This is a genomic window from Comamonas sp. w2-DMI, from assembly GCF_040187735.1.
Lineage (GTDB): Bacteria > Pseudomonadota > Gammaproteobacteria > Burkholderiales > Burkholderiaceae_C > Comamonas > Comamonas terrae.
Genome location: NZ_JBANEL010000025.1, coordinates 47343 through 69177, shown reverse-complemented (window position 1 = coordinate 69177; position 21835 = coordinate 47343). Strand labels below are relative to the sequence as shown.

Annotated in this window: 23 protein-coding genes; 14 read left to right on the top strand and 9 right to left on the bottom strand. The window is 67.2% G+C overall.

Annotated elements, in window-relative coordinates; genetic code table 11:
• From V8Z74_RS21390 to V8Z74_RS21375, 4 genes are all read right to left on the bottom strand, one after another.
• Positions 1-498: ABC transporter substrate-binding protein (locus V8Z74_RS21390; RefSeq protein ID WP_349711076.1), on the bottom strand; the 498-nt coding region annotated here is incomplete at its 3' end.
• A 200-nt stretch (positions 499-698) separates the two neighbouring features.
• On the bottom strand, positions 699-1706 hold the full coding sequence (locus tag V8Z74_RS21385; protein ID WP_349711074.1) for a DUF4123 domain-containing protein: 1008 nt from the start codon (positions 1704-1706) through the stop codon (positions 699-701).
• A complete protein-coding gene (locus tag V8Z74_RS21380) occupies positions 1703-1939 on the bottom strand; it encodes a hypothetical protein (RefSeq protein ID WP_349711073.1) in 237 nt (78 codons plus the stop codon). The genes V8Z74_RS21385 and V8Z74_RS21380 overlap by 4 nt, the downstream gene beginning before the upstream one ends.
• A gap of 100 nt (positions 1940-2039) precedes the next feature.
• Positions 2040-3677, bottom strand: a complete 1638-nt coding sequence (locus V8Z74_RS21375; RefSeq protein WP_349711072.1) for a 3-(methylthio)propionyl-CoA ligase — start codon at positions 3675-3677, stop codon at positions 2040-2042.
• Between the two features lie 202 nt (positions 3678-3879).
• Between V8Z74_RS21375 and V8Z74_RS21370 the strand changes: the two genes are divergently transcribed.
• From V8Z74_RS21370 to V8Z74_RS21350, 5 genes are all read left to right on the top strand, one after another.
• The gene (locus V8Z74_RS21370; protein WP_349711071.1) at positions 3880-5427 is read left to right on the top strand and encodes a protein adenylyltransferase SelO; all 1548 of its coding nucleotides are present in this window, start codon (positions 3880-3882) and stop codon (positions 5425-5427) included.
• Entirely contained in the window at positions 5424-5840 is a 417-nt protein-coding gene (gene msrB, locus V8Z74_RS21365) for a peptide-methionine (R)-S-oxide reductase MsrB (RefSeq protein WP_066470265.1), read from the top strand. Before V8Z74_RS21370 ends, msrB begins: the two co-directional genes overlap by 4 nt.
• 139 nt (positions 5841-5979) lie before the next feature.
• On the top strand, positions 5980-6561 hold the full coding sequence (locus tag V8Z74_RS21360; RefSeq protein ID WP_066470268.1) for a septation protein A: 582 nt from the start codon (positions 5980-5982) through the stop codon (positions 6559-6561).
• Positions 6558-6830, top strand: coding sequence for a BolA family protein (locus tag V8Z74_RS21355; protein WP_066470271.1), 273 nt, complete (start codon positions 6558-6560; stop codon positions 6828-6830). The genes V8Z74_RS21360 and V8Z74_RS21355 overlap by 4 nt, the downstream gene beginning before the upstream one ends.
• An 87-nt stretch (positions 6831-6917) precedes the next feature.
• Entirely contained in the window at positions 6918-7709 is a 792-nt protein-coding gene (locus tag V8Z74_RS21350) for a foldase protein PrsA (protein ID WP_174522868.1), read from the top strand.
• A gap of 96 nt (positions 7710-7805) precedes the next feature.
• On the opposite strand, the gene V8Z74_RS21345 is transcribed toward V8Z74_RS21350, so the two are convergent.
• From V8Z74_RS21345 to V8Z74_RS21335, 3 genes are read right to left on the bottom strand one after another with little or no spacing between them, the layout of a single operon-like run.
• Positions 7806-8549, bottom strand: coding sequence for a hypothetical protein (locus V8Z74_RS21345; protein ID WP_349711070.1), 744 nt, complete (start codon positions 8547-8549; stop codon positions 7806-7808).
• Positions 8546-9142, bottom strand: a complete 597-nt coding sequence (locus V8Z74_RS21340) for a sigma-70 family RNA polymerase sigma factor (RefSeq protein ID WP_349711069.1) — start codon at positions 9140-9142, stop codon at positions 8546-8548. Before V8Z74_RS21340 ends, V8Z74_RS21345 begins: the two co-directional genes overlap by 4 nt.
• A 52-nt stretch (positions 9143-9194) precedes the next feature.
• Positions 9195-10061, bottom strand: coding sequence for a hypothetical protein (locus V8Z74_RS21335; RefSeq protein ID WP_349711068.1), 867 nt, complete (start codon positions 10059-10061; stop codon positions 9195-9197).
• A gap of 424 nt (positions 10062-10485) precedes the next feature.
• Here V8Z74_RS21335 and V8Z74_RS21330 point away from each other — a divergent pair, with 424 nt between their 5' ends.
• Positions 10486-11793 carry a purine-cytosine permease family protein gene (locus V8Z74_RS21330; protein ID WP_349711067.1) on the top strand — a complete coding sequence of 436 codons (1308 nt, stop codon included), beginning with the start codon at positions 10486-10488 and terminating at the stop codon, positions 11791-11793.
• Positions 11794-11849: 56 nt separating this feature from the next.
• Here the strand turns inward: V8Z74_RS21330 and V8Z74_RS21325 are convergent, their stop codons facing one another.
• Entirely contained in the window at positions 11850-12620 is a 771-nt protein-coding gene (locus V8Z74_RS21325; RefSeq protein ID WP_349711066.1) for an ankyrin repeat domain-containing protein, read from the bottom strand.
• A 157-nt stretch (positions 12621-12777) separates the two neighbouring features.
• On the opposite strand from V8Z74_RS21325, the gene V8Z74_RS21320 reads away from it, so the two are divergent.
• A complete protein-coding gene (locus V8Z74_RS21320) occupies positions 12778-13254 on the top strand; it encodes an SH3 domain-containing protein (RefSeq protein ID WP_349711065.1) in 477 nt (158 codons plus the stop codon).
• A 69-nt stretch (positions 13255-13323) separates the two neighbouring features.
• Here V8Z74_RS21320 and thiD read toward each other — a convergent pair whose 3' ends face one another.
• Positions 13324-14217: a bifunctional hydroxymethylpyrimidine kinase/phosphomethylpyrimidine kinase gene (gene thiD / locus V8Z74_RS21315; protein WP_066470284.1), complete on the bottom strand. Its 894-nt coding sequence runs from the start codon at positions 14215-14217 to the stop codon at positions 13324-13326.
• Between the two features lie 344 nt (positions 14218-14561).
• Here thiD and thiO point away from each other — a divergent pair, with 344 nt between their 5' ends.
• The 7 genes from thiO to V8Z74_RS21280 all read left to right on the top strand — a co-directional run bounded on the left by thiO (position 14562) and on the right by V8Z74_RS21280 (position 21694).
• The gene (gene thiO, locus V8Z74_RS21310) at positions 14562-15683 is read left to right on the top strand and encodes a glycine oxidase ThiO (protein ID WP_349711064.1); all 1122 of its coding nucleotides are present in this window, start codon (positions 14562-14564) and stop codon (positions 15681-15683) included.
• A gap of 166 nt (positions 15684-15849) precedes the next feature.
• Positions 15850-16047: a sulfur carrier protein ThiS gene (gene thiS / locus V8Z74_RS21305; protein ID WP_066470285.1), complete on the top strand. Its 198-nt coding sequence runs from the start codon at positions 15850-15852 to the stop codon at positions 16045-16047.
• Positions 16048-16200: 153 nt separating this feature from the next.
• Positions 16201-17010, top strand: a complete 810-nt coding sequence (locus tag V8Z74_RS21300; RefSeq protein WP_349711063.1) for a thiazole synthase — start codon at positions 16201-16203, stop codon at positions 17008-17010.
• A gap of 18 nt (positions 17011-17028) precedes the next feature.
• Positions 17029-17967, top strand: coding sequence for a thiamine phosphate synthase (thiE, locus tag V8Z74_RS21295; protein ID WP_349711062.1), 939 nt, complete (start codon positions 17029-17031; stop codon positions 17965-17967).
• Between the two features lie 337 nt (positions 17968-18304).
• Positions 18305-19024, top strand: coding sequence for a Crp/Fnr family transcriptional regulator (locus V8Z74_RS21290; RefSeq protein WP_066470293.1), 720 nt, complete (start codon positions 18305-18307; stop codon positions 19022-19024).
• A 248-nt stretch (positions 19025-19272) separates the two neighbouring features.
• Positions 19273-20358: a phosphotransferase gene (locus V8Z74_RS21285; protein WP_349711061.1), complete on the top strand. Its 1086-nt coding sequence runs from the start codon at positions 19273-19275 to the stop codon at positions 20356-20358.
• Between the two features lie 61 nt (positions 20359-20419).
• Positions 20420-21694, top strand: a complete 1275-nt coding sequence (locus tag V8Z74_RS21280) for an acyl-CoA dehydrogenase family protein (RefSeq protein ID WP_066470297.1) — start codon at positions 20420-20422, stop codon at positions 21692-21694.
• Positions 21695-21835 lie beyond the last annotated feature (141 nt).

Here is a 21835-nt window from a genome sequence, read left to right as displayed (position 1 = left end):
GTCCTTCATGTAGGTGGTCAGCGCCTCCATCTTCATGGACGTGTCGGCGTCGAGGCGGAAGTGCCAGTAGCTGCACTTGCTGTTGGTCAGGTCGGGATCAACGGCCGCGTAGTTCAGGTACAGCACCTCCTTGCCCTTGTTGCGGGCATTGTGCTTTTCCAGCGCATCCATGATGGCCAGCGCGGGGCCGGAGCCGTTGCCCTGGAACACATAGCGTACGCCCTGGTCCATGGCCGAGCGCAGTGCTGCCGTGGTCTCCTGCGGGCTGAGCTTGTTGTCGATGCCGATGATCTCGAACTTCACGCCGGAGGCATTGCTCTTGTTCAGTTCCTCGGCCGCATACTGCAGGCTCTTGAACTGGTTGGTACCCAGCGCCGCCATCAGGCCCGACAGCGGATCGATCCAGGCGATCTTGACGGTCTCCCCCTTCTGAGCCATGGCCCCGGCCGCACATGCCAGCAATACCGATGCGGCCACGGCCTTGATTGCAAACCTCATGAAGCGTCTCCTTTGGTGTTTTTAGAAACGACGCCCAGACTAAAACGAATACGCACGCTGCCGATCGGTGATTGCCCTAGCGCCTATCGCCTAGGCGACTCGGACTCCCGCCATCGCCGGGCGCTATCGAAAACAAAGCGATTGGCGCTTTATGGGCAAGCACTCCAGGCCGCTTAGCCCCTGGATACGGCGCGGCGCCCTCAGGACACGGCCGGCAGATTGCGTGGAAGCACGGGGCGCCCCCTGTCGTCCAGCAGCACCCTGGGCGCTTCGGACTGCGACTCCAGCAGCGCGCCATCCACCTGCTCCATGGCCTCGTCCCAGCGCAGCCGGCTGGCTCGCACCCGGGCCAGCAGGGGCCGCATGGCATCCGTCCTGTCGAAGCGGGCCCCGGCCATCAGCGCCACGCAGACGTAGTTGAGCAGGTCGCGTGTTCCCGCGAGCCCGTAGCCGCGCGCGAAATGCATCTGCTGGCGCACAAACCAGTGCAGGGACAGCGGCGGCAGCTTGTCCCGCAGCTGCGGCTGGTTCAGGCGTATGTAGTACACCAGCAGGTCCGGCACCGCGGCCTCCACCAGCCGCTCCTCCTGGCTCTTGCGCAGCTGCAGCGGCAAGGCCACGGGTGCTGGCTGAGCGCCCCCTTGACGCGCATGTTCGTGCAGCTGGCCCGCGCGATCCCAGAACCACCAGCGCTGCACCGGCCCGAGCAGGTCCAGGCGCTGGCGATCGTCGAGCACGGCTTCAACCGCTTCCCCGGCCTGCGCATCGGCCTGGCCCAGCAGGGTACCGAGAATGGCCGGATCCCAGAAGGCCAGGTACATGGGCTTGCCGCCCGCCAGCTGCACGTCGGCAGCGCGGCGCAGGTGCGCCAGCGTGCCATCGAAATCGCAGCTGGAAGCCAGCAAGGTGGCGCACGGGACTGTACGGACCTGCTCCAGCAGATACAGCAGCAAGGCCTTCGGTGCGCCAGCAGGCTCTTCGCGGTCGCTGCCCAGCCGCACCAGCCAGGGGCTGGCCGCGCCTTCCTTGGAATCGCGCGCAAAGCCGAACAGGCCGGCGGCCCGCCCCGCCGGTCCGGGCAACCGGGCCAGCAGGCTTTTGTCCTGCGCGGCATCCAGCAAGGCGTACAGGTGCAGCGGCGTGCCGGAACTGCTCTGCCGGGCCCGGGCCCAGAGCGCCTGCCATGTGTTGTCGGCAGCTGCCGTCATGCCGCCTTCTTGTTCACAAAGGGCGAGCGCTGCTGGGCACGCCGCACCAGGCATTCCACGCACACATCGCGTGCGCCGGACACGGCCGCCTCCGGGCCTGCGGGGCAGGCGGTAGCCGGCCAGGCCAGAGCGGACAGCAGGGCTGCGCCCACCCATTGGCGGCGTCCGAGGTTGGCGGCATGGCCGGCTTCGCCGCAAGCGCCACAGGAAAAATTCGTCAGGGAAAACTGCATCGAGATCTGCGCAAGACGGAGCAGGCGCCAGCACCCGCCCCTAAACAAAACGGCCATCATCTCACGATGACGGCCGCTGCCCTTCAAGCCGGGACAGGCGTCACAGGCCCGGAAGCTTGTAATCCTTGAGCTGTTCGCGCAGCTTGGTCTTGAGCATCTTTCCCGTGGCGCCCAGCGGAATGGCGTCCACGAAGACCACGTCGTCGGGGATCTGCCATTTGGCCGTCTTGCCTTCATAGAACTTGAGCAGCTCCTCGCGCGTGAGTTCGGCACCGGGTTTCCTGGCCACCGCGACAATAGGCCGCTCGTCCCATTTGGGGTGCGGCATGCCGATGCAGGCCGCCATGGCCACCGCCGGGTGGGCCATGGCGATGTTCTCGATGTCGATGGAGCTGATCCATTCGCCGCCGGACTTGATCACGTCCTTGCTGCGGTCGGTGATCTGCATATAGCCGTCGGGATCGATGGTCGCCACGTCGCCCGTGGGAAACCAGCCGCGGCCCTGTTCGTCAGGGATCAGCGGGCTTGAGCCCTTGTAGTAGGTATCGACGATCCAGGGGCCGCGCACCAGCAGGTCGCCGTAGCTCTTGCCGTCCCAGGGCTGCTCCCGGCCGTCGCCGTCCACGATCTTCATTTCCACGCCATAGATGGCGCGGCCCTGTTTCTGCAGGATCTTCATCTGCTCGTCCCGGGGCAGCTCCAGGTGCTTGTTCTTGAGCGTGCACAGCGTGCCCAGCGGGCTCATTTCCGTCATGCCCCAGGCGTGCAGCACGCTCACGCCATATTCGTCCTGGAAAGCGTTGATCATAGCCGGCGGGCAGGCCGAGCCGCCGATCACCGTGCGCTTGAGCGTGGAAAAGCGCAGGCCGGCCGGCTTCATGTGGCCCAGCAGCATCTGCCACACGGTAGGCACGCCGGCCGCGAAGGTCACGCCTTCGGCCTCCATGAGTTCGTAGATGGACTTGCCGTCCAGCGCGGGCCCCGGGAACACCAGCTTGCAGCCGGTCAGCGGCGCCGAGTACGGAATGCCCCAGGCGTTGACGTGGAACATGGGCACCACGGGCAGCACCGAATCGCGGGCCGACAGGCACATCACGTCCGGAAGCGCCGCCGCATAGGCGTGCAACGTGCTGGAGCGGTGGCTGTACAGCGCAGCCTTGGGGTTGCCCGTGGTGCCGCTGGTGTAGCACATGCTCGAGGCCGTGTTCTCGTCGAACTGCGGCCAGTGGTAGCGGTCGGACTGCGAGCCTATCCAGGCCTCGTAGCTCAGCAGGCCCGGTATGCCGCTGTCGGCCGGCAGCTTGTCGGCATCGCACAGCGCCACCCAACGCCGGACGGTCGGGCACTTGGCATGGATGGCCTGCACGATGGGCAAAAAGGTCATGTCGAAGCACAGCACGCGGTCTTCGGCATGGTTGACGATCCAGGCCACCTGCTCGGGGTGCAGGCGCGGGTTGATGGTGTGCAGCACGCGCCCCGAGCCGCTCACGCCGAAATACATCTCCATGTGGCGGTAGCCGTTCCAGGCAATGCTGGCCACGCGCTCGCCCAGTTCCAGCCCCTCGCCGTCCAGTGCATTGGCCAGTTGGCGCGCACGGGCCGCCAGATCCTTGTAGGTATAGCGGTGGATATCCCCTTCCACGCGCCTCGAGACGATCTGCGCGTCGCTGTGATGGCGCGCGGCAAACTCGATCAGAGAGGAAATCAGCAGCGGCTGGCTTTGCATCAGACCCAACATAGATATGTCTCCTGGATATCGGTGGAATGTCGTTGTAGTGATCGCGGCACATACTAACCGGGCGGCCGCACCACGGCTGTGCGGACTGTCACCAATGTGCGGGGACAACGACGTTTTCGCGCGCCGGCCCCTCGTGTTTCCAGGTAAATCCCGATATAGCCGCTGGCCTTCCAGGGCCACTTGGCCCGGGGACAATGGAGGCATGAGCAAACCACTCGCGCAACCGTCCGCAACCGGCGACTTCGCTGCGCAGCCTTCCCGTTCCCCCCGCTGGCGCCAGCCCGGCCGATTCGAAGCCCTGGGCAGTGCCTTCTTCACCTACCTGCCGCCCACCCCGCTGGTGCAGCCGCACTGGGTCGCCACCAGCGCCAGCACCGCGCAGTGGATGCAGCTGCCTCCGGGCTGGCTGTCCGGCGACGAAGCCCTGCAGGTACTGGCCGGCAATGCGGTGGCCGCCGGCAGCCGCCCGCTGGCCGGCGTCTACAGCGGGCACCAGTTCGGCGTCTGGGCCGGGCAGCTTGGCGACGGCCGGGCCATCCTGCTGGGCGAGACCGCCAACGGGCTGGAAGTACAGCTCAAGGGCGCCGGGCGCACCCCCTACTCGCGCATGGGCGACGGCCGCGCCGTGCTGCGCTCCTCGATCCGCGAGTTCCTGTGCAGCGAAGCCATGCATGCGCTGGGCATTCCCACCACGCGCGCCCTGGCCCTCATCGGCTCGCCCCAGCCCGTGCAGCGCGAGACCGTGGAGACAGCCGCCGTCGTGACCCGCGTGGCCGAGAGCTTCATCCGCTTCGGCCACTTCGAGCACTTTGCGGCGCGCGATATGCAGGCCGAGCTCAAGGCCCTGGCCGACATGGTGATCGACGCGCATTACCCCGAGTGCCGCTCCGCCACCACGCTGGCGGGCAATGTCTATGCCAATTTCCTGCAGGCCGTGAGCGAGCGCACGGCACGGCTGCTTGCGCAATGGCAGGCCGTGGGCTTTTGCCATGGCGTGATGAACACGGACAACATGAGCATCCTGGGCCTGACCATAGACTACGGCCCGTTCCAGTTCCTCGATGCCTTCGACCCCGGCCATATCTGCAACCACAGCGACAGCCAGGGCCGCTATGCCTTCAACCGCCAGCCGCAGGTCGCCTACTGGAACCTGTTCTGCCTGGGCCAGGCGCTGCTGCCGCTGATCGCCGACGAGGAGCTGACGATCGCGGCGCTGGAATCGTACAAGCAGGTCTTTCCGGCCACCTATGCCGCGCAGATGCTGCGCAAGCTGGGCCTGCCCGCAGATATGCCAGGCACGCCGCCGGCCGAAGGCCGGTTCGCGCAGCTGGTCAACCCTCTGCTGCAGCTGCTGGCCGACAACCGCGTGGACTACACCATCTTCTTCACCCGGCTGACCGAGGCGGTGCAGCAGATGCAGGACGGCAGCCAGCCCGATTTCGAACCGCTGCGCGACATCATCCTGGACCGCGCCGGCTTCGACGCCTGGGCGCTCTCCTATTCGGAGCAGCTTGCGCTTTCCGATCCTGCTCAGGCGGCCGATTTGATGCAAAAATCCAATCCGCGCTTCGTGCTGCGCAACCATCTGGGCGAGACCGTGATCCGCGCCGCCCAGGCCGGCGACTTCGCGCCCGTGCAGCAGCTGCTGGCCGTGCTGCAATCCCCCTTCGACGCCCACCCGGCCCATGCGGCCTGGGCCGGCTTTCCGCCCGACTGGGCATCCACCATCGAGATCAGCTGTTCATCATGAGCTTTCCCGTCCAGAAAACCGATCAGGAATGGCAGAAAATCCTGCAGGACAAGGGCGCCGAGCCCGCGGCCTACCAGGTCACGCGCCATGCGGCCACCGAGAGGCCTTTCACCGGCAAGTACGAGCAGTTCTGGGCCGACGGCAGCTACCACTGCATCTGCTGCGGCGCCAAGCTGTTCGACTCCCGCACCAAGTTCGACGCCGGCTGCGGCTGGCCCAGCTTCGACCAGGCCGTGCCGGGCGCGATCACCGAGATCGTGGACCGCAGCCACGGCATGGTGCGCACCGAGACCGTCTGCAGCAACTGCGGCGCCCACCTGGGCCATGTATTTCCCGACGGCCCCACGGACACGGGACTGCGCTACTGCATGAACTCGGCTTCACTGCAGTTCGAGGAACCGTCCGGTTCCTGAGGCCGTCGCCCTCGCCCGAAACCGCCCGCCGCGCCCGGATTTACGTCCTGCGCCAGGGTATGTTTGGTGCATGATGGCGGATTGGCGCGAGCGCGGCCCTCAGCCGCCTCGCCACCATTGTTCCAATGATTGCCTGCGCATGAAGCTGCTGATCGACTTCTTTCCCATCATCCTGTTCTTTGCGGCCTTCAAGGTCTGGGGCATCTATGCCGCCACGGCCGTGGCCATCGTGGCCACCGTGGCCCAGATCGCCTACCTGCGCATGAAGCACGGCAAGGTCGAGCCCATGCAGTGGGTGAGCCTGGGCGTGATCGTGCTGTTCGGCGGCGCCACGCTGCTGGCCCACAACGACAGCTTCATCAAGTGGAAACCCACGGTGCTGTACTGGCTCATGGGCGGCGCGCTGCTCGTGGGCCAGTTGCTGTTTCGCAAGAACCTGCTGCGCTCGGTCATGGGCGCACAGCTGCAACTGCCCGACGCCGTCTGGCTCAGGCTCAACTGGGCCTGGACGGCCTTCTTCGCCCTCATGGGCGCGCTCAACCTCTGGGTCGCCTACAACTTCAGCACCGACACCTGGGTCAACTTCAAGCTGTTCGGCGGCATGGGCCTGATGGTGGTCTTCGTCATCGGCCAGGCCATCTACATGAGCCGCTACCTGCCGCAGGACGACAAGGACAAGACCGGCAACTCCACCCCAGCACAGCAGGACCAGCAGCCATGAACGCAGCCGCCCCCATCACCGCCGAAGCCATGCAGGCCGTCCTCGCGCGCAGTCTCTCGCCCAGCCATCTCGAAGTGCTCGACGAAAGCTACCAGCACGCCGGCCATGCCGGGGCCAACGGCAGCGGCATGGGCACCCATTTCAGGGTGCGCATAGCTTCGCCGCTGTTTGAAGGCAGGAGCCGCGTGGCACGCCATCGCCTTGTGTATGATGCGCTGCAAGATTTCATTGACCAGGGCGTGCATGCCATCGCCATTGAAACTCTTTAAGAGCGTATTGACGTTCTGGCAGGCTCCGCAGTTCGGAGCCTGTTGTTTATCCGCGCAAACTTCTACCTCTCATAGTTTGGAATTCGCATGAGCCTGAATCAAAAGCTCCTGACCCGTCTGTTGGCCGTGACCGTGCTGGGCACTGCCGCGCTGTCCGCTTCGGCCCAGAACGTGGCCATCGTCAACGGCAAGCCGGTGCCCGTCGCCCGCGTCAACGCCCTGAAGCAGCAGATCGAGCAAAGCGGCCAGCCCGTGACGCCCGAGATGGACAAGATGATCAAGGACGAGGTCATCGCCCGCGAAGTCTTCATGCAAGAGGCCAACCGCCGCGGCCTGGCCAGCTCCGACACCTACAAGCAGCAGATGGAAATGGCCCGCCAGACCGTGCTGATCCGCGCGCTGTTCGAGGACTTCCAGAAGAAGAACCCCGTGACCGATGCCGAGGCCAAGGCCGAGTACGACAAGTTCGTGGCGGCCAACGGCGGCAAGGAATACAAGGCCAGCCACATCCTGGTGGAGTCGGAAGACCGCGCCAAGGCCATCATTGCCGAAATCAAGGGCGGCAAGAAGTTCGAGGACATCGCCAAGAAGGAATCCAAGGACCCTGGATCGGGTGCCCGCGGCGGCGATCTGGACTGGGCCAACCCCAACAACTACGTGCCCGAGTTCACCGAAGCCCTGGTCAAGCTCAAGAAGGGCGAGATGACCCAGGCCCCGGTCAAGAGCCAGTTCGGCTGGCATATCATCCGCCTGGACGACGAGCGCCAGGCCGAACTGCCCAAGTTCGAGGATGTCAAGCCCCAGATCGTGCAACAGTTGCAACAGCAAAAACTGGCCCAATTCCAGGAACAGCTGCGCGAGAAGGCAAAAATCCAGTAACATGGCCTGACGCCAGCACGCAGATGCTGGCCAGACCATCACCCAGCCCGCCTTGTGCGGGCTTTTTTTCGTCTGCCCGGCTGCCTTACGGGCGACCTATCGTTCTTGCGAAGCCGCAGGCTGCGGCTTCTTGCGCGCTTTTTCACGCGGGCGGCAGCCCGAAGGGGCGGCCTGGCCGGGCAAGGCTTGCGCGTTCTCCATGGTGGCGGGCTTGCCGGCCACGCCGGAGGCTTCCTCGTCGGCAGCGTCGGGGCACCAGGGCAACTGCGCCGGCCTGCTCCGTTTTGCATCGGCTGCCGGCGTTTGAGCAGCCCGCTCCTGCGGGGGCCGCACGGCCTTGGCGGACTCTTCGGCGGCGGGCGCCGGGCGGATTGGCGCATGGCGTCCATCGGCCGGCATGGGGGCCGGCGGTGCGGCAGGCCCCGGCAACTGCGCGGCCCTGCCTGCCGGCGCATCGGTACCCCGGGGCGCGGTTTCGGCTGCAGGCGTTGGCGAGGCATCGCGGCTGCCGCCCTCCCGCCCGGCAGGATGCTGCAGCATCAGCCAGCCCAACAGACCCAGGGCTGCCAGGCCACCCAGCGCATGGCGCCGCCAATGCCGCTCGTTGGCTGCGGGCTTGCCAACGAAATCGCGGGTATCCGGCGGCGCTTTGCGGCCGGCAGGCTCGTCCCCTGCCCCAGCAGCACTGCCGAGCCCATGGGCTTGCGCCGCCCGCCGGCGCGCATGGGCCAGGATGCGCTCGCTGCTGGCCGCATCCGGGCCGCGGTCCTCGGCCACGGCATCCAGGTAGATGTCGCGCAGAGCATCGGTCTTGCGTTCGCCAGGCGTTGCGGGGCTCATGCCAGTTCCTCCAGCGCCGCGCGCAGCTTGGCGCGCGCATAGCGCAAACGGCTCTTGGCCGTTTCCTCGGCCACGCCGGTCGCTGCGGCAATCTCGGCCAGCGACATATCGGCCTCCACCTGCAGCAGAAAGCACTCGCGCTGCTGCGGCGGCAGGCCGGCCAGCGCCTGCAGCAGCGCGCGGGCCGTCAATTGCCGGTCCAGGCAATGCTGGGGCTCGAAACCCGAGGCCGCAAACAGGCTGTCGGCCAGGCTGCGGGCCTCCTCGCTGTCGCCGCTCAGGCTGAGCGTCGGCCTGCGGCGGCGCCAATGGTCGACCAGGCGATGGTGGGCCATGGTGAACAGCCAGGTGGTGAATCTGCTGCGGACTTCATAGCGGGCAGCGCTGTCCGCCACGGCAAACCAGAGGTCTTGGCTCAGGTCATCGGCCAGGGCTGCGTCGGCCGTGTTACGAAAGAAATAGCGCCACAGGCGCAGGCAGTGCCGGCCATACAGCTGCTCGAAGGCCGCGGCATCCCCTGCCGCATAGGCGTGCATCAGCGCTTCGTCGCTGAGATCGGCAGGAGAATCGGGCGCAAATGCATTCACGGCCATGCGCCCGATTATGCAAACTCCGTCCACGCCATTCCGGTCGGGTCAGGTCAGATCAATAGGCCGGAGGGTCGGGCACAAAGCCGTCGCCGGGAAAGGCACGGGGTCCGCGCGGCGCCGGGCTGGGCCGGGGCCTGGGAATCACGCCCCTGGCCAGCAGGTTGTCGAAGCTGTCGTAGCGTATGCGCACCAGCTGCTCGGGCCGCCGGGTGGCGCTGTCGAAGCGGGTGGTGGAAACATGCGAGACCTCGATGGCGCCATGGCCCGTCCCCAGCGATGGCGCCGGCGCGGGTGCGGCGCGTGCCGCCGATTTTTCGGCCTGGCGTGGCGCAGCGGGCACAGCCGCCTCTGCCGCTGCGGCCGAGCCGTCGCCAGCACCCGGGGCGGATTCGTAGACGACGGCCGGCGGTTTTTCGCGGAACAGCGCCACCCCGATCACGCCCACATCCTGCGGCCGGCCCGTGCGGCTGGCATAGGACATGTCGCTTTCCGCGAAATAGAAGGCGGCCACCTTGTCCAGGCTCTTGCGCCAGCCCTCGATATCGGAGGATTCGCCGCCATCGAACACATAGCCGTCGTCGGGCCGGGCCGCCGCACTCCTGCCGGTGAGCACGTTGAGCCCGTCCACGCTGATCACGCCCAGGATGCGGCCCGGGGTGTTGTTGCGCACGCGGATCGCGTAATTGGCGCCCGGGCGCCCGGCCACCCAGTATTCGCCGCGGTGGCGATAGACGGGCAGGACCCTGCCGCTGGCCCGCTCCACGATGCTGATGTCCGCCAGCGGGCCGGCCGGCGCAGGCAGCGCGGAGGCCGCGCCTGCACCGGCTGCGGCCAGGCAGGCGGCGCCAGCCAGGGCACCCAGCAGCGCTGCACGGCGCGCGCCAAAGGCTGCGGATGAGGAAGGGAAAGGGGAAATGCGCATGGCTTGCTCCGGGGAAAGTCGATGACAGCTGCTGAAACGCGCCATACCGGCCAACGGGGTTGAATAAGTTTTCCGCAATTGCAAGCATTTGCAACATCGCACGCTCCTCCCCGGCCATGGCCTGCGGATTGCATGGATGAAAGGCAGGACAGAGCTGCGCCGGCTGAGGCCCGTTCTCTGGCAGAATCGCCGACGCCCCTGCAAGGCAGGCCGACCGGCCTTTCCTGCATGGGCATGCTGGGGGTGCCCCGTCCGCAGGACGGGGCTGAGAGAGTCCCTTTGAACCTGATTGCGCAAGCGGCGGCCGCCCGGCCCGGCTTGCCCGAGATCATCCTCGCGCAGGGAAGCTGTTCGCGGTGTCGCCCGGCCCGAGCCGGAAGCGGCACCCCGCTGTGGCCCTGCTGCGCTTTCCGGCGGAGCCCTGATGACGTCTTCAACTACCTCTTCCACCTCCAACGAGGCTTTGGCGCCCGTTGCGGCGCAGGCGCGCGTGTTTGCCTGGCGCGACCATGCCTCGCTGTGGTTCAGCCTGGGCGTGGGCCTGCTGGTCATGCAGATGGGCGCCTACCTGCTGCCGGCCCTGAGCCCGCGCGAGGCCCTGGCCGCCATCGTGCTGGGCTCGCTCACGGGCGCCGGTCTGCTGGCCTGGGTGGCCAAGCTGGGCTGCGACAGCGGCCTGGCCAGCGCCGGGCTGATGCACGGCGTCTACGGCCGCCGCTTCGCGCGCCTGCCCATCGTGCTCAACATCGTGCAGCTGCTGGGCTGGGGCAGCTTCGAGCTCGTGGTGATGCGCGACGCCACGCTGGCCCTGGGTCGCCAGAGCGGCGCCATGGCCGCCGCCTACTGGCTATGGCTGGCCACGCTGCTGTGGGGCGGCGTGATCGTGCTGCTCATGAGCGGCTCCATGGTGACGCTGGTGCGCCGCATCGTCTCGCGCGTGGCACTGCCGCTGGTGGTGCTGTCCCTGCTGTGGCTGAGCTGGCAGTTCCTGGCCATGGCCGGTGCCCAGGGCTTTGCCACATTCATGGACCGCCAGGGCGACGGCAGCATGGGCATGCTATCGGCCATGGACCTGGTGATCGCCATGCCCATCAGCTGGCTGCCGCTGGTGGCCGACTACGCCCGCCACGGCAGGAGCGGCAAATCCGCCCTGACCGGCACCTGGACGGGCTTTGCCGTCGCCAACATCTGGTGCTATGCGCTGGGCGTGCTGGTGGCGCTGACGCTGCCCAGCGAGGATCTGGTCACGGCCCTGCTGCTGGCCCAGGGCGGGCTGATTGCCCTCTCCCTGGTGCTGATCGACGAAGTGGACAACGCCTATGGCGATACCTATTCGGCCGCCCTGTCGGCCCACAGCCTGCTGCCGGCCTGGAGCATCCGCCGCTGGGGCCTGCTGGTGGCCGTGCTGTGCACCGTGCTGGCCCTGGTACTGCCCATGCACAGCCTGGAGCCCTTCCTGCTGATCCTCAGCTCCTGTTTCGTGCCGCTGTTCGGCGTGATGCTGGGCCGCCTGGCCTTCAATGCCGATGTACAGGAACTGGTTCGCAACGCGCCGGCCGTGCGCTGGGGTGCCGTGTCGATCTGGATCGCCGGCATTGCCTTCTACCACCTGGTGCCGCTGGTCAGCACCGCCGCCGGCTCGGCCCTGCCCACGCTGATCGTGACCTTTGCCGCAGCGCTTGCGACGCGCGGCCTGCGGGCCGGTAGTGCCGGTGCCGTGCAAGCCTCCTGAGAAACTATCAGAACAGGAGCTGGCCGGGCTTGGTCCATCAGCGCTGACAGCCTTTTTCAGGGAGATTCAGCGGCGCCGCCTGCCTGCAGCAGCCGCACGACCTCTGCCTGGCCGCGGGCGCGGGCATGGGCCAGGGCCGTGACACCCTGGGCATCGGGCAGATTCAGGTCGGCCCTGGCGGCTATCAGCTCGCTCACGATGGCCTGGTGGCGGGGCCCGCCATCGGAGAGCAGCACGGCCTCCAGCAGGCAGGTCCAGCCCAGGCGGTTGACGTGGTTGACATCGACCCCGGCCGCAATCAGGGCCTTGGCCGTCTCCACATGGCCGCGCTCGCAGGCGGGGATCAGCGCCGTGCCGCCATATCGGTTGGTGCTTTTCAGGTCGGCGCCATAGGACATGGCCATGCGCACGATCTCCAGCCGCCCCTGTGCGCCGGCCAGCAGGAAGGCGCTGTCGCTTTGCCGGTTCTTGAGGTTGGGGTTGGCGCCGTGCAGCAGCAGCGAACGGGCCACCTCGATATGGTTGCCGGCCGTGGCCAGCAGCAGCGCGGTGTTGCCCTGTTCGTCCTGGGCATCGACGGGCGCGTCCCGGGCCAGCAGATCCCGCACGGCCTCGGCATCGCCCCGTGCCGCGGCATCGCGCAGCTTCCGCCCCAGCTCTGCGTTGCGGCCGGACGCTTGCACAGCCTGTGCGACAGGCTGGGCCGACGCCCCCTGGCCGGCGTCCGGGCCGGAACTCTGGCAGGCCGCGAGCACGGCGGCGGCCAAGCCGCTCGTCAGCCAGGCTACCGGCCCGCGCCCCGGGCCTGCCGTATCTGCAGTCTTCATGATGGAACCCTCCCTGCCAGGCGAACGATGGTGCCGCAGCGACGCCCGCCACCGGGGAGCGCTGTCAGCTTCATTCAGGAACTATAGCGGCACACGATGATCTCAAGCGGTTTCCATGCTGTTTACGAATGTTTTTTCTGAAAGGAGACCCAGCCCCGTGCTTTTGAACAATCGCCGCATTGCCGCCTGGCTGACAGCTGCTTCCCTGGCTTTCGCCGCCCTCTCGACCGCCGTGATGCCTGCAACTGCGCATGCCCAGGAATTTGTAAGCATCAAGGGCAACAGCGTGAATGTGCGGGAAAAGCCCACGACCCGCTCCGCCACGCTGTGGGAGCTGAGCAAGGGCTATCCGCTGCAGGTGACCCGGCGCCAGGGCCAGTGGCTGCGCGTCCGGGACTACGAGGCCACGCTGGGCTGGGTGCATGCGCCGCTGACGCAAAAGACGCCGCATGTCGTGGTCAAGGCCCGCACCGCCAATCTGCGCGCCGGCGCCGGCCAGAACCACCGCGTGGTCGGCAAGCTCGAACAGCACGAAGTGGCGCGTACGCTGAAGAAACAGGGCAGCTGGCTGCAGGTGCAGCGCAGCAACGGCCAGAGCGGCTGGGTGGCCAAAAGCCTGGTCTGGGGCTGGTGACCTGCCCCCGGAGTCGAAAGGCCTGCAATGCAGGCCTTTTTTCGCAGGTGAATTCGTGCGTGAAAGGCTTCAGGGCTGCACGACGATCTGCGCCCTGGGCGCATAGCCGTGGTTGAGCGGCCCATGGCCGCGGCCGGTGTAGACATCGGCCCCGGCCGCGATCGCCCCCAGGATGTAGCTGCGCGCCTCGGTCACGGCCTCTACCAGCGGCAGGCCCTGGGCGAGGAAGCAGGCAATCGCCGACGACAGCGTGCAGCCGGTGCCGTGGCCGTTGTGGGTGACGATGCGCTGCGACTGCAGGCGCAGATACTCGCCGCTGGCCTGCCCCTGCCGGCCCAGCACGTCCATCACCAGATTGCCGGGCAGATGGCCGCCCTTGAGCAGCACGGCAGGCGCACCGGCGCCGCCCAGCGCGAGCAGATCGGCCACGGCGGCGTCCAGCGCTTCGATGCCGTCGATGCTGCGGCCCAGCAGCAGTGCGGCTTCGTCCAGGTTGGGCGTGACCACCGTGGCCAGAGGGAACAGCTCCCTGACCAGCACCCGGGCCGTCTCGGGCGCGATCAGGCGGTCGCCGCTGGTGGCCACCATCACCGGGTCCAGCACCACATTGCGGATGCCGTGGCGGCGGATCGCGTCGGCAACCACCTGCACCACCTCGGGCGTGGCCAGCATGCCGATCTTGACGGCGTCCACGCCGATATCGCCCACCACGGCATCGATCTGGCCGCGCACGGTATCGAGCGGAATGCCGTGGATGCCCGTCACGCCCAGCGTGTTCTGCACCGTGATCGCCGTGATCGCCGTCATGCCATAGCAGCCCAGGGCGCTGCAGGTCTTGAGATCGGCCTGGATGCCGGCGCCGCCGCCGCTGTCGGAGCCGGCAATGGAGAGCACGCGCGCATAGCGCTTGCGTGCTGCCGTGGAGGAGGATTCGGAAGCGGTGGTGGAGGCGGTCACTGTCATGGACAAAAATTATCGCCCATGCGACCAGTCGAAACGCGGTGTTTGCAGTTGTGCTGTAATGCCTGCTGACGGACGAAACAGGGGTGTCCCATGCGGCGCGCGGCTGATGCCGCGCCTCCAGACCGGATGTGCGACTGAGAAATACCCTGGGGCTGCGGTCTCCAAGACCCGAAAGCTGCTGCCACCCGCGCGGCCTGCCCCCTGCACCCGATCCAGGTCATGCTGGCGTGGGGAGTTTCAGCACTACTGCATACGCACCGCGTTTTGTCCTGCACTTGGGGATGCATCCCTGCAGGTCGGCAGATGTGGCCTCCATGTGCGCCTTGACGGAAAACGAACAGCACATGTCCTTGCTTGAAGCTTCTTCGCGCGTTGCAATCCTGGGCGGCGGCCTGATGGGCCGTTTGCTGGCCCTGGCCCTGGCCCGGCGCGGCCATGCGATCGACCTCTACGATGCCCAGGGCCCTGCCGGCGAAGGCGCCGCGGCCCGTGTGGCGGCGGCCATGCTCGCGCCCCTGGCCGAATCGGCGATCACCGAGCCCGGCGTGGTGCGCATGGGCCAGCACGGCCTCAAGCGCTGGCCCGAACTGCTGGCCCAGCTCGATGCCCCGGTCTTCCACCAGCAAAACGGCACGCTCATCCTCTGGCACCGCCAGGACCAGGGCGACGCCCAGCGCTTCTTCGGCGTGCTGGAGAAGAACCGCCGCATCAATCCCAGCCTGCCGGCCATGCAGTCTCTGGCCGGTGCCGAGCTGCAGGCCTGCGAGCCGGCCCTGCAGAGCCGCTTCACCCAGGGCGTCTACCTGCCCGGCGAAGGCCAGCTCGACAACCGCCAGCTGCTGGCCGCGCTGGTGAGCACGCTGGAGCACATGGGCGTGAAGCTGCACTGGAACAGCCCGCGCGAACTCTGCGACTTCGCCCCCGGCACGGCCGGCCAGCCCGATTTCGTTTTCGACTGCCGGGGCCTGGGCGCCCGCACGCAGTGGAGGCAGCTGCGCGGCATCCGCGGCGAGGTCGTGCGCGTGCATGCGCCCGAGGTGACGCTGCAGCGCCCCACGCGGCTCATCCACCCGCGCTACCCCATCTACATCGCACCCAAGGAAGACCATCTGTTCGTGATCGGCGCCACCGAGATCGAATCGGACGACATGTCGCCGGCCTCGGTGCGCTCCACGCTGGAACTGCTGAGCGCCGCCTACACCGTGCACCCCGGCTTTGCCGAGGCCCGCATCGTGGAGATCGCCACACAGTGCCGCCCCACGCTGCCCGATAATCTGCCCGCCGTACGCCTGCTCGCGCCGCGCGTGATGGAAGTCAACGGCCTGTACCGGCATGGCTTCATGATCTCGCCGGCCATGCTGGACGTGGTGCTGGAGCTGATCGACGAGGACGGCGACTCCGCGCTGGCGCGCGAATTCGATGTGGCCGTCCACCGCGAATCCGAGCACGCACTTGCCGCGCACTGAGCCGGCGATTGCAGGCCATGTGAACTTTGGCGCACAGCTCTCCCACCCTGGCCATATGCAAGCCCGCAGCCGCCAGCGCTTACCGTTGGAGCCCTCGTGCAGCAGACCCGCCGGCCGCTTCGGCGGCCCGCTTGCCCGTTTTGCCTGTTTTGACCGTTTGCCCACCATGAAGATCACCATCAACCAGCAAGCCACCGAACTGCCCGCCTCCGCCACCGTGGCCGATGCGCTGGCGCAGTTGCAGGCCAGGCCCCCCTTTGCCGTGGCAGTCAACACCGTTTTCGTGCCCAGGACCCAATATGCGGTCCATGCGCTGCAGGACGGGGACCGGATGGAAGTCATCTCCCCCGTGACGGGAGGATGACCCGCTGAGGCACCGCATGCCTTCCCACCCAAGGAGACGACGCCTTCGCCGGGGCGGCCCCGCCGCAAGGCGGCTATTGCCCGGTGTCTCTGGCTCGGGCCGTGTCAGCTTCAGGTGCTGCAGGCCGTAATTTGAAGATTGAAGAGAAAAGTGATGAACCATTCGACAACCACCGCCGACGATGCCCTGGTCCTGTACGGCCAGCGCTTTGAAAGCCGCCTGCTGCTGGGCACTTCGCGCTACCCTTCGCCCACCGTGCTGGAAGCCGCCGTGCAGCGCTCGCGCCCCGCCATGGTCACGGCCTCGCTGCGCCGCCAGGGCAGCAATGCCGCCGAAACCGGCGCCAGCTTCTGGGAACTGCTGCGCAAGCTCGACGTGCCCGTTCTGCCCAACACGGCCGGCTGCATGACCATCCAGGAGGCCGTGACCACGGCCCAGATGGCCCGCGAGGTGTTCGACACGCCGTGGATCAAGCTGGAGCTGATCGGCGACGACTACACGCTGCAGCCCGACACGCTCAACCTCGTGGAAGCCGCCTCCATCCTCATCAAGGACGGCTTCCAGGTGCTGCCCTACACCACCTACGACCTGGTGCTGTGCCAGCGCCTGGTGGACGTGGGCTGCCAGGCCGTCATGCCCTGGGCCGCGCCCATCGGCACGGGCCGCGGCCCTGTCAATCCCTATGCGATGCAGATGCTGCGCGAGCGCCTGAAGGTGCCGCTGATCGTGGACGCCGGCCTGGGCCGACCTTCCCATGCCTGCACCGTCATGGAATGGGGCTATGACGCCGTGCTGCTCAACACCGCCGTGGCCCTGGCCGAAGACCCCGTGGCCATGGCCGGCGCCTTCGCCGATGCCGTGAACGCCGGCCACGCCGCCTGGCGCGCCGGCGCCATGGCCGAACAGGTGGCCGCCCAGCCCAGCACGCCCGTGCTGGGCACGCCCTTCTGGCACCACGAGTAAGCAGACGCAAGGCCGCTCATGAACACCGCTGAAAACCAGGCACTGGCCCAGGCCATCATCCACCACCACGGCGCCACGTTTGCCGCGCAGGCACCCGACGGGCAGATCGACCATGTGCAGCTGACCGCCCAGCCGGTTCCCCCCGCGCTGCGCAGCGAGCCCGCCTATCTGGCGGCGCTGCAGGCCTGCAGCGCGCTGGGCTTCATCGCCGTGGATGCCGAAACCCTGGCCCAGGCCTGGCAACGCCAGGCCGAGCGCAGCAACCAGTTCGACGCCACGCACTGGCCCGACGATCCGCGCGACTTCGGGCTCGCCGGCACAGACCCAGCCCAGGCTTTTGCCCGCTGCCCGCGCGAGCTGGGCCTGTACGGCGTGCTGCCCACGGCCGAATGGGTGGGCCGCATGGCGCGCGCCGGCGTGCCCACGGTGCAGCTGCGCTTCAAGTCGGATGACCGGGCCGCCGTGGCCCGCGAGGTGAAGGCCGCCGTGGCCGCCGTCGAAGGCACGGACGCGCGCCTGTTCATCAACGACCACTGGCAAGCAGCGCTGGATGCCGGCGCCTATGGCGTCCATGTGGGCCAGGAAGACCTCGACCTCATCGGCCACCGCGACCTGGAGACCATCCGCACCTCCGGCACGCGCCTGGGCGTCAGCACCCACGGCTATGCCGAAATGGTGCGCGCCCACGCCGTGCAGCCCAGCTACATCGCGCTGGGTGCGGTGTTCCCGACCACGCTCAAGAAGATGGCTACGGCCCCGCAGGGGCTGGCGCGCCTGGCCGCCTATGTGCGGCTCATGCAGCAGTATCCGCTGGTGGCCATCGGCGGCATCTCGGCCGATCTGTTCCCCGCCGTGCGCGCCACGGGGGTGGGCTCGGTGGCCGTGGTCCGCGCCCTGGTCAATGCACCGGACCCGGAAGCCGCGGCCGCGCATCTGCTCGAGCGCATGAAGGCCTGAACCGGGCGGCCCGCGCGCCGCTTCCTGCAAGAACTACGCTTTCGATAGCTGCCGGCGCTTTGTCCACAAGCGCCAGCAGCTTTTTTCATTGCCATTTTGCTTACACCCAAGCGCCGGCTCCCGCCGCATCGGCCGGCAGCACCGCCCTGCCCGCGTCCACCACGGGCATTCATGCGCGCCGTCCTCTGGCACACTGCATAGCCGATTTCGCCATTGACGCAAGCCCCGTTCGCGCCACGCGCGGACACGCAGGCGACAGGTGCAGCACCGGCATCGCCGAAGCGCCCGGTCCCACACGCGACAATGAACCAGTCTTCAGTCACGCATTAGACAGATCATGGACGACCCGATTCTTACTATGGAAGAACGTGAAGCGATCAATTCCGGTCGCTGGTTCTCATCCCTATCGCCCTCGCTTCGGCACGACATTCTTCGATGCGCCTACGTCAAACGATTCCGAGATGGCTCGCTCATCTGCGCCCGCGGCGAACCGCCCGAGGAGTGGATCGCCTGCGCCAAGGGCGCGGTGCGCGTGAGCTCCACCTCGATCACGGGCAAGCAGATCACGCTGACCTATGTGGAGCCTGGCATCTGGTTCGGCGACGTGGCCATCCTGGACGGCGACAAGCGCACGCACGACGCCTATGCGCATGGCGAGACCACGCTGCTGTGCGTCTCCAAGGCCGACTTCAAGCGCATCCTGGGCCTGCATGTGGAATTTTCGGAAGCCATTCTTCGCCTCAATGCGCGCCGCGTGCGCCAGCTCTACGGCCTGGTGGAAGACCTCAACACCCTGCCGCTGCGCGCGCGCCTGGCCAAGCAGCTGCTGCACCTGATGCGCAGCTATGGCGTGATGAGCCTTTCGGACAGCAGCGAGATCCGCATCGGCCTGCATCTGGCGCAGGAGGAGCTGGCCCAGCTGCTGGGCGCCTCGCGCCAGCGCGTGAACCAGGAGCTCAAGTCCATGGAGCGCGAGGACGTGATACGCATCGAGCCGGGCGGCCTGGTGGTGCGCGACCGCGACACGCTGCTGCGCATCGCCGATACGGATCACTAGCCCCCCTGAGCCGCTTTGCGGCTTCCCCCCCACGGGGGGACGACACCTTCGCTGCGAGGCGGCTCTTGCTCGGTGTCCCTGATCTAGGCCATGCCTGTTTTGAGGACAGCCACCGTCGGCTACCCCTCGTTTCTACGCCGCTTTCGCGGCAATTCCCCCTCTCCTATGCAGATGCTCGCTGCGCTTTTTTGGCGCAGCGTGGCGGCTTGCGTGCGCCCACCACAAATCGAACAAAGGACTGAACATCCATGAGCACTTTTGACCATTTCGTCGGCACCCGCCCCGTTTCCGAGCAGCATGCGTTCGATGTCGCTGCGCTCACGGCCTGGATGTCCGGCCATGTCGACGGCTTTGCCGGCCCGCTGCAGGTGGAGATGTTCAAGGGCGGCCAGTCCAACCCCACCTACAAGCTGATCACCCCGGGCAAGCAGTATGTGATGCGCTCCAAGCCCGGCCCCGTGGCCAAGCTGCTGCCCTCGGCGCATGCGATCGAGCGCGAGTTCCGCGTGATGAAGGGGCTGGCCGACACCGACGTGCCCGTGCCCCACATGTACGCGCTGTGCGAAGACGAGTCGGTCATCGGCCGCGCCTTCTACATCATGGAATGCATGGAGGGCCGCGTGCTGTGGGACCAGTCGCTGCCCGGCATGACGAGCGCCGAGCGCGGCGCCATCTACGACGAAATGAACCGCGTGATCGCGGCGCTGCACAGCGTGAAGTTCGCCGAGCGCGGCCTGGCCGACTACGGCAAGAGCGGCAATTACTTCGAGCGCCAGATCGGCCGCTGGAGCAAGCAGTACGTGGCCTCCATCACCCAGCCGATTCCCGAGATGGACAGGCTCATGGAATGGCTGCCCGCCCACATGCCGGCCAGCGCGCGCGACGAGAGCCGCGTCTCCATCGTGCATGGCGACTACCGCCTGGACAACCTGATGTTCCACCCCACCGAGCCGCGCGTGATCGCCGTGCTGGACTGGGAGCTGTCCACGCTGGGCCATCCGCTGGCCGACTTCAGCTACCACTGCATGGCCTGGCACATCCCCACGGCGCTGGGCCGCGGCATTGGCGGGCTGGACCTGGCGGCGCTGGGCATTCCCGCCGAATCCGAATACATCCGCCGCTACTGCGAACGCACGGGCATCACCGATCTCGACACCCTGCACAAGGACTGGAACTTCTACCTGGCCTACAACATGTTCCGCATCGCCGCCATCCTGCAAGGCATTGCCAAGCGCGTGGAGGCCGGCACGGCCTCCAGCGCCCAGGCCAAGGCCTCGGGCGACACGGCCCGCCCCATGGCCGAACTGGCCTGGTCCTTTGCCCAGCGCAGCTGACCCCTGTAACGACAACGCCCCTCTCACCCATTCTCACTGCCCGACAACAAAAGGAGCACCCATGGACTTCGAATACTCGCCCAAGACCCGGGACTTGCAGCAGCGCCTGCTCAAGTTCATGGACGACTACATCTACCCGGCAGAGAAGGAATACGCCGACGAAATGGCGGCCAAGACGGCCGCCGGCAAGCGCTGGACGCCGCTAGAGACCATCGAGAAGCTCAAGCCCAAGGCCCAGGCCGCCGGCCTGTGGAACCTGTTCCTGCCCGTGGACAGCGCCGCCGCCTCCGGCTATGACGGTGCGGGCCTGACCAACCAGGAATACGCGCCGCTGGCCGAGATCATGGGCCGTGTGCCATGGTCCAGCGAGGTCTTCAACTGCTCCGCCCCCGACACCGGCAACATGGAAACCATCGCGCGCTACGGCAGCGCGGAGAACAAGGAGCGCTGGCTCAAGCCCCTGCTGGAAGGCAAGATCCGCTCGGCCTTCGCCATGACCGAGCCTGAAGTCGCCTCGTCCGACGCCACCAACATCTGCACGCGCATCGAGCGCCAGGGCGACGAATACGTGATCAACGGCCACAAGTGGTGGATCTCGGGCGCCGGCGACCCCCGCTGCGCGGTGTTCATCACCATGGGCAAGACCGATCCCGAAGCGCCCAAGCACTCGCAGCAGAGCATGATCCTGGTGCCCGCCGACGCCAAGGGCATCCGCATCGTGCGCCCGCTCAACGTCATGGGATATGACGACGCGCCCCACGGCCACATGGAGATGTACTTCGAGAACGTGCGCGTGCCCGCCAGCAACATCCTGCTGGGCGAAGGCCGCGGCTTCGAGATCGCCCAGGGCCGCCTGGGCCCCGGCCGCATCCACCACTGCATGCGCCTGATCGGCCTGGCCGAGCGTGCGCTCGAGCTCATGTGCAAGCGCGCCTCCAGCCGCGTGGCTTTCGGCAAGACCGTGGCCCAGCAGACCGTGACGCAGGAGCGCATCGCCGAGGCACGCTGCAAGATCGACATGGCCCGCCTGCTCACGCTCAAGGCCGCCTGGCTGATGGACGTGGCCGGCAACAAGGTGGCCCGGACCGAGATCGCCATGATCAAGGTCGTGGCCCCCAGCATGGCCTGCCAGGTCATCGACTGGGCCATGCAGGTGCATGGCGGCGGCGGCATGTGCGACGACTTCCCGCTGGCCAGCGCCTATGCCCATGCACGCACGCTGCGCTTTGCCGACGGCCCCGACGAAGTGCACCGCAACGCCATCGCCAAGTGGGAGCTGGGCAAGTACGGCGCCTACGGCAGGAACGCCGAGGCCCCCGTCACGCGCGGCGGCTGATTCTTCATCCTTCCTCCAACGGCGTCGGACACGCCGCTTGCCCCGCTGCCCCGGCCGCGGGGCATTTCAGATTGCTACATTTTTCATAGCTCATGGCGCAAGCCGTATGCAGGAATAACAATTAAGAACAAACGGATATGA

What these genes read in the sequence shown, in the direction of transcription:
- V8Z74_RS21350 (WP_174522868.1), top strand. Translation starts at nt 6,918, where the DNA reads ATGAGCCTGAATCAAAAGCTCCTGACCCGTCTGTTGGCCGTGACCGTG.
- V8Z74_RS21370 (WP_349711071.1), top strand. Translation starts at nt 3,880, where the DNA reads ATGAGCAAACCACTCGCGCAACCGTCCGCAACCGGCGACTTCGCTGCG.
- V8Z74_RS21285 (WP_349711061.1), top strand. Translation starts at nt 19,273, where the DNA reads ATGAGCACTTTTGACCATTTCGTCGGCACCCGCCCCGTTTCCGAGCAG.
- thiS (WP_066470285.1), top strand. Translation starts at nt 15,850, where the DNA reads ATGAAGATCACCATCAACCAGCAAGCCACCGAACTGCCCGCCTCCGCC.
- V8Z74_RS21300 (WP_349711063.1), top strand. Translation starts at nt 16,201, where the DNA reads ATGAACCATTCGACAACCACCGCCGACGATGCCCTGGTCCTGTACGGC.
- V8Z74_RS21355 (WP_066470271.1), top strand. Translation starts at nt 6,558, where the DNA reads ATGAACGCAGCCGCCCCCATCACCGCCGAAGCCATGCAGGCCGTCCTC.
- V8Z74_RS21340 (WP_349711069.1), bottom strand. Translation starts at nt 9,142, where the DNA reads ATGGCCGTGAATGCATTTGCGCCCGATTCTCCTGCCGATCTCAGCGAC.
- V8Z74_RS21385 (WP_349711074.1), bottom strand. Translation starts at nt 1,706, where the DNA reads ATGACGGCAGCTGCCGACAACACATGGCAGGCGCTCTGGGCCCGGGCC.
- msrB (WP_066470265.1), top strand. Translation starts at nt 5,424, where the DNA reads ATGAGCTTTCCCGTCCAGAAAACCGATCAGGAATGGCAGAAAATCCTG.
- V8Z74_RS21335 (WP_349711068.1), bottom strand. Translation starts at nt 10,061, where the DNA reads ATGCGCATTTCCCCTTTCCCTTCCTCATCCGCAGCCTTTGGCGCGCGC.
- V8Z74_RS21280 (WP_066470297.1), top strand. Translation starts at nt 20,420, where the DNA reads ATGGACTTCGAATACTCGCCCAAGACCCGGGACTTGCAGCAGCGCCTG.
- V8Z74_RS21360 (WP_066470268.1), top strand. Translation starts at nt 5,980, where the DNA reads ATGAAGCTGCTGATCGACTTCTTTCCCATCATCCTGTTCTTTGCGGCC.
- V8Z74_RS21380 (WP_349711073.1), bottom strand. Translation starts at nt 1,939, where the DNA reads ATGCAGTTTTCCCTGACGAATTTTTCCTGTGGCGCTTGCGGCGAAGCC.
- thiO (WP_349711064.1), top strand. Translation starts at nt 14,562, where the DNA reads ATGTCCTTGCTTGAAGCTTCTTCGCGCGTTGCAATCCTGGGCGGCGGC.
- V8Z74_RS21290 (WP_066470293.1), top strand. Translation starts at nt 18,305, where the DNA reads ATGGACGACCCGATTCTTACTATGGAAGAACGTGAAGCGATCAATTCC.
- V8Z74_RS21325 (WP_349711066.1), bottom strand. Translation starts at nt 12,620, where the DNA reads ATGAAGACTGCAGATACGGCAGGCCCGGGGCGCGGGCCGGTAGCCTGG.
- V8Z74_RS21375 (WP_349711072.1), bottom strand. Translation starts at nt 3,677, where the DNA reads ATGTTGGGTCTGATGCAAAGCCAGCCGCTGCTGATTTCCTCTCTGATC.
- thiD (WP_066470284.1), bottom strand. Translation starts at nt 14,217, where the DNA reads ATGACAGTGACCGCCTCCACCACCGCTTCCGAATCCTCCTCCACGGCA.
- thiE (WP_349711062.1), top strand. Translation starts at nt 17,029, where the DNA reads ATGAACACCGCTGAAAACCAGGCACTGGCCCAGGCCATCATCCACCAC.
- V8Z74_RS21330 (WP_349711067.1), top strand. Translation starts at nt 10,486, where the DNA reads ATGACGTCTTCAACTACCTCTTCCACCTCCAACGAGGCTTTGGCGCCC.
- V8Z74_RS21345 (WP_349711070.1), bottom strand. Translation starts at nt 8,549, where the DNA reads ATGAGCCCCGCAACGCCTGGCGAACGCAAGACCGATGCTCTGCGCGAC.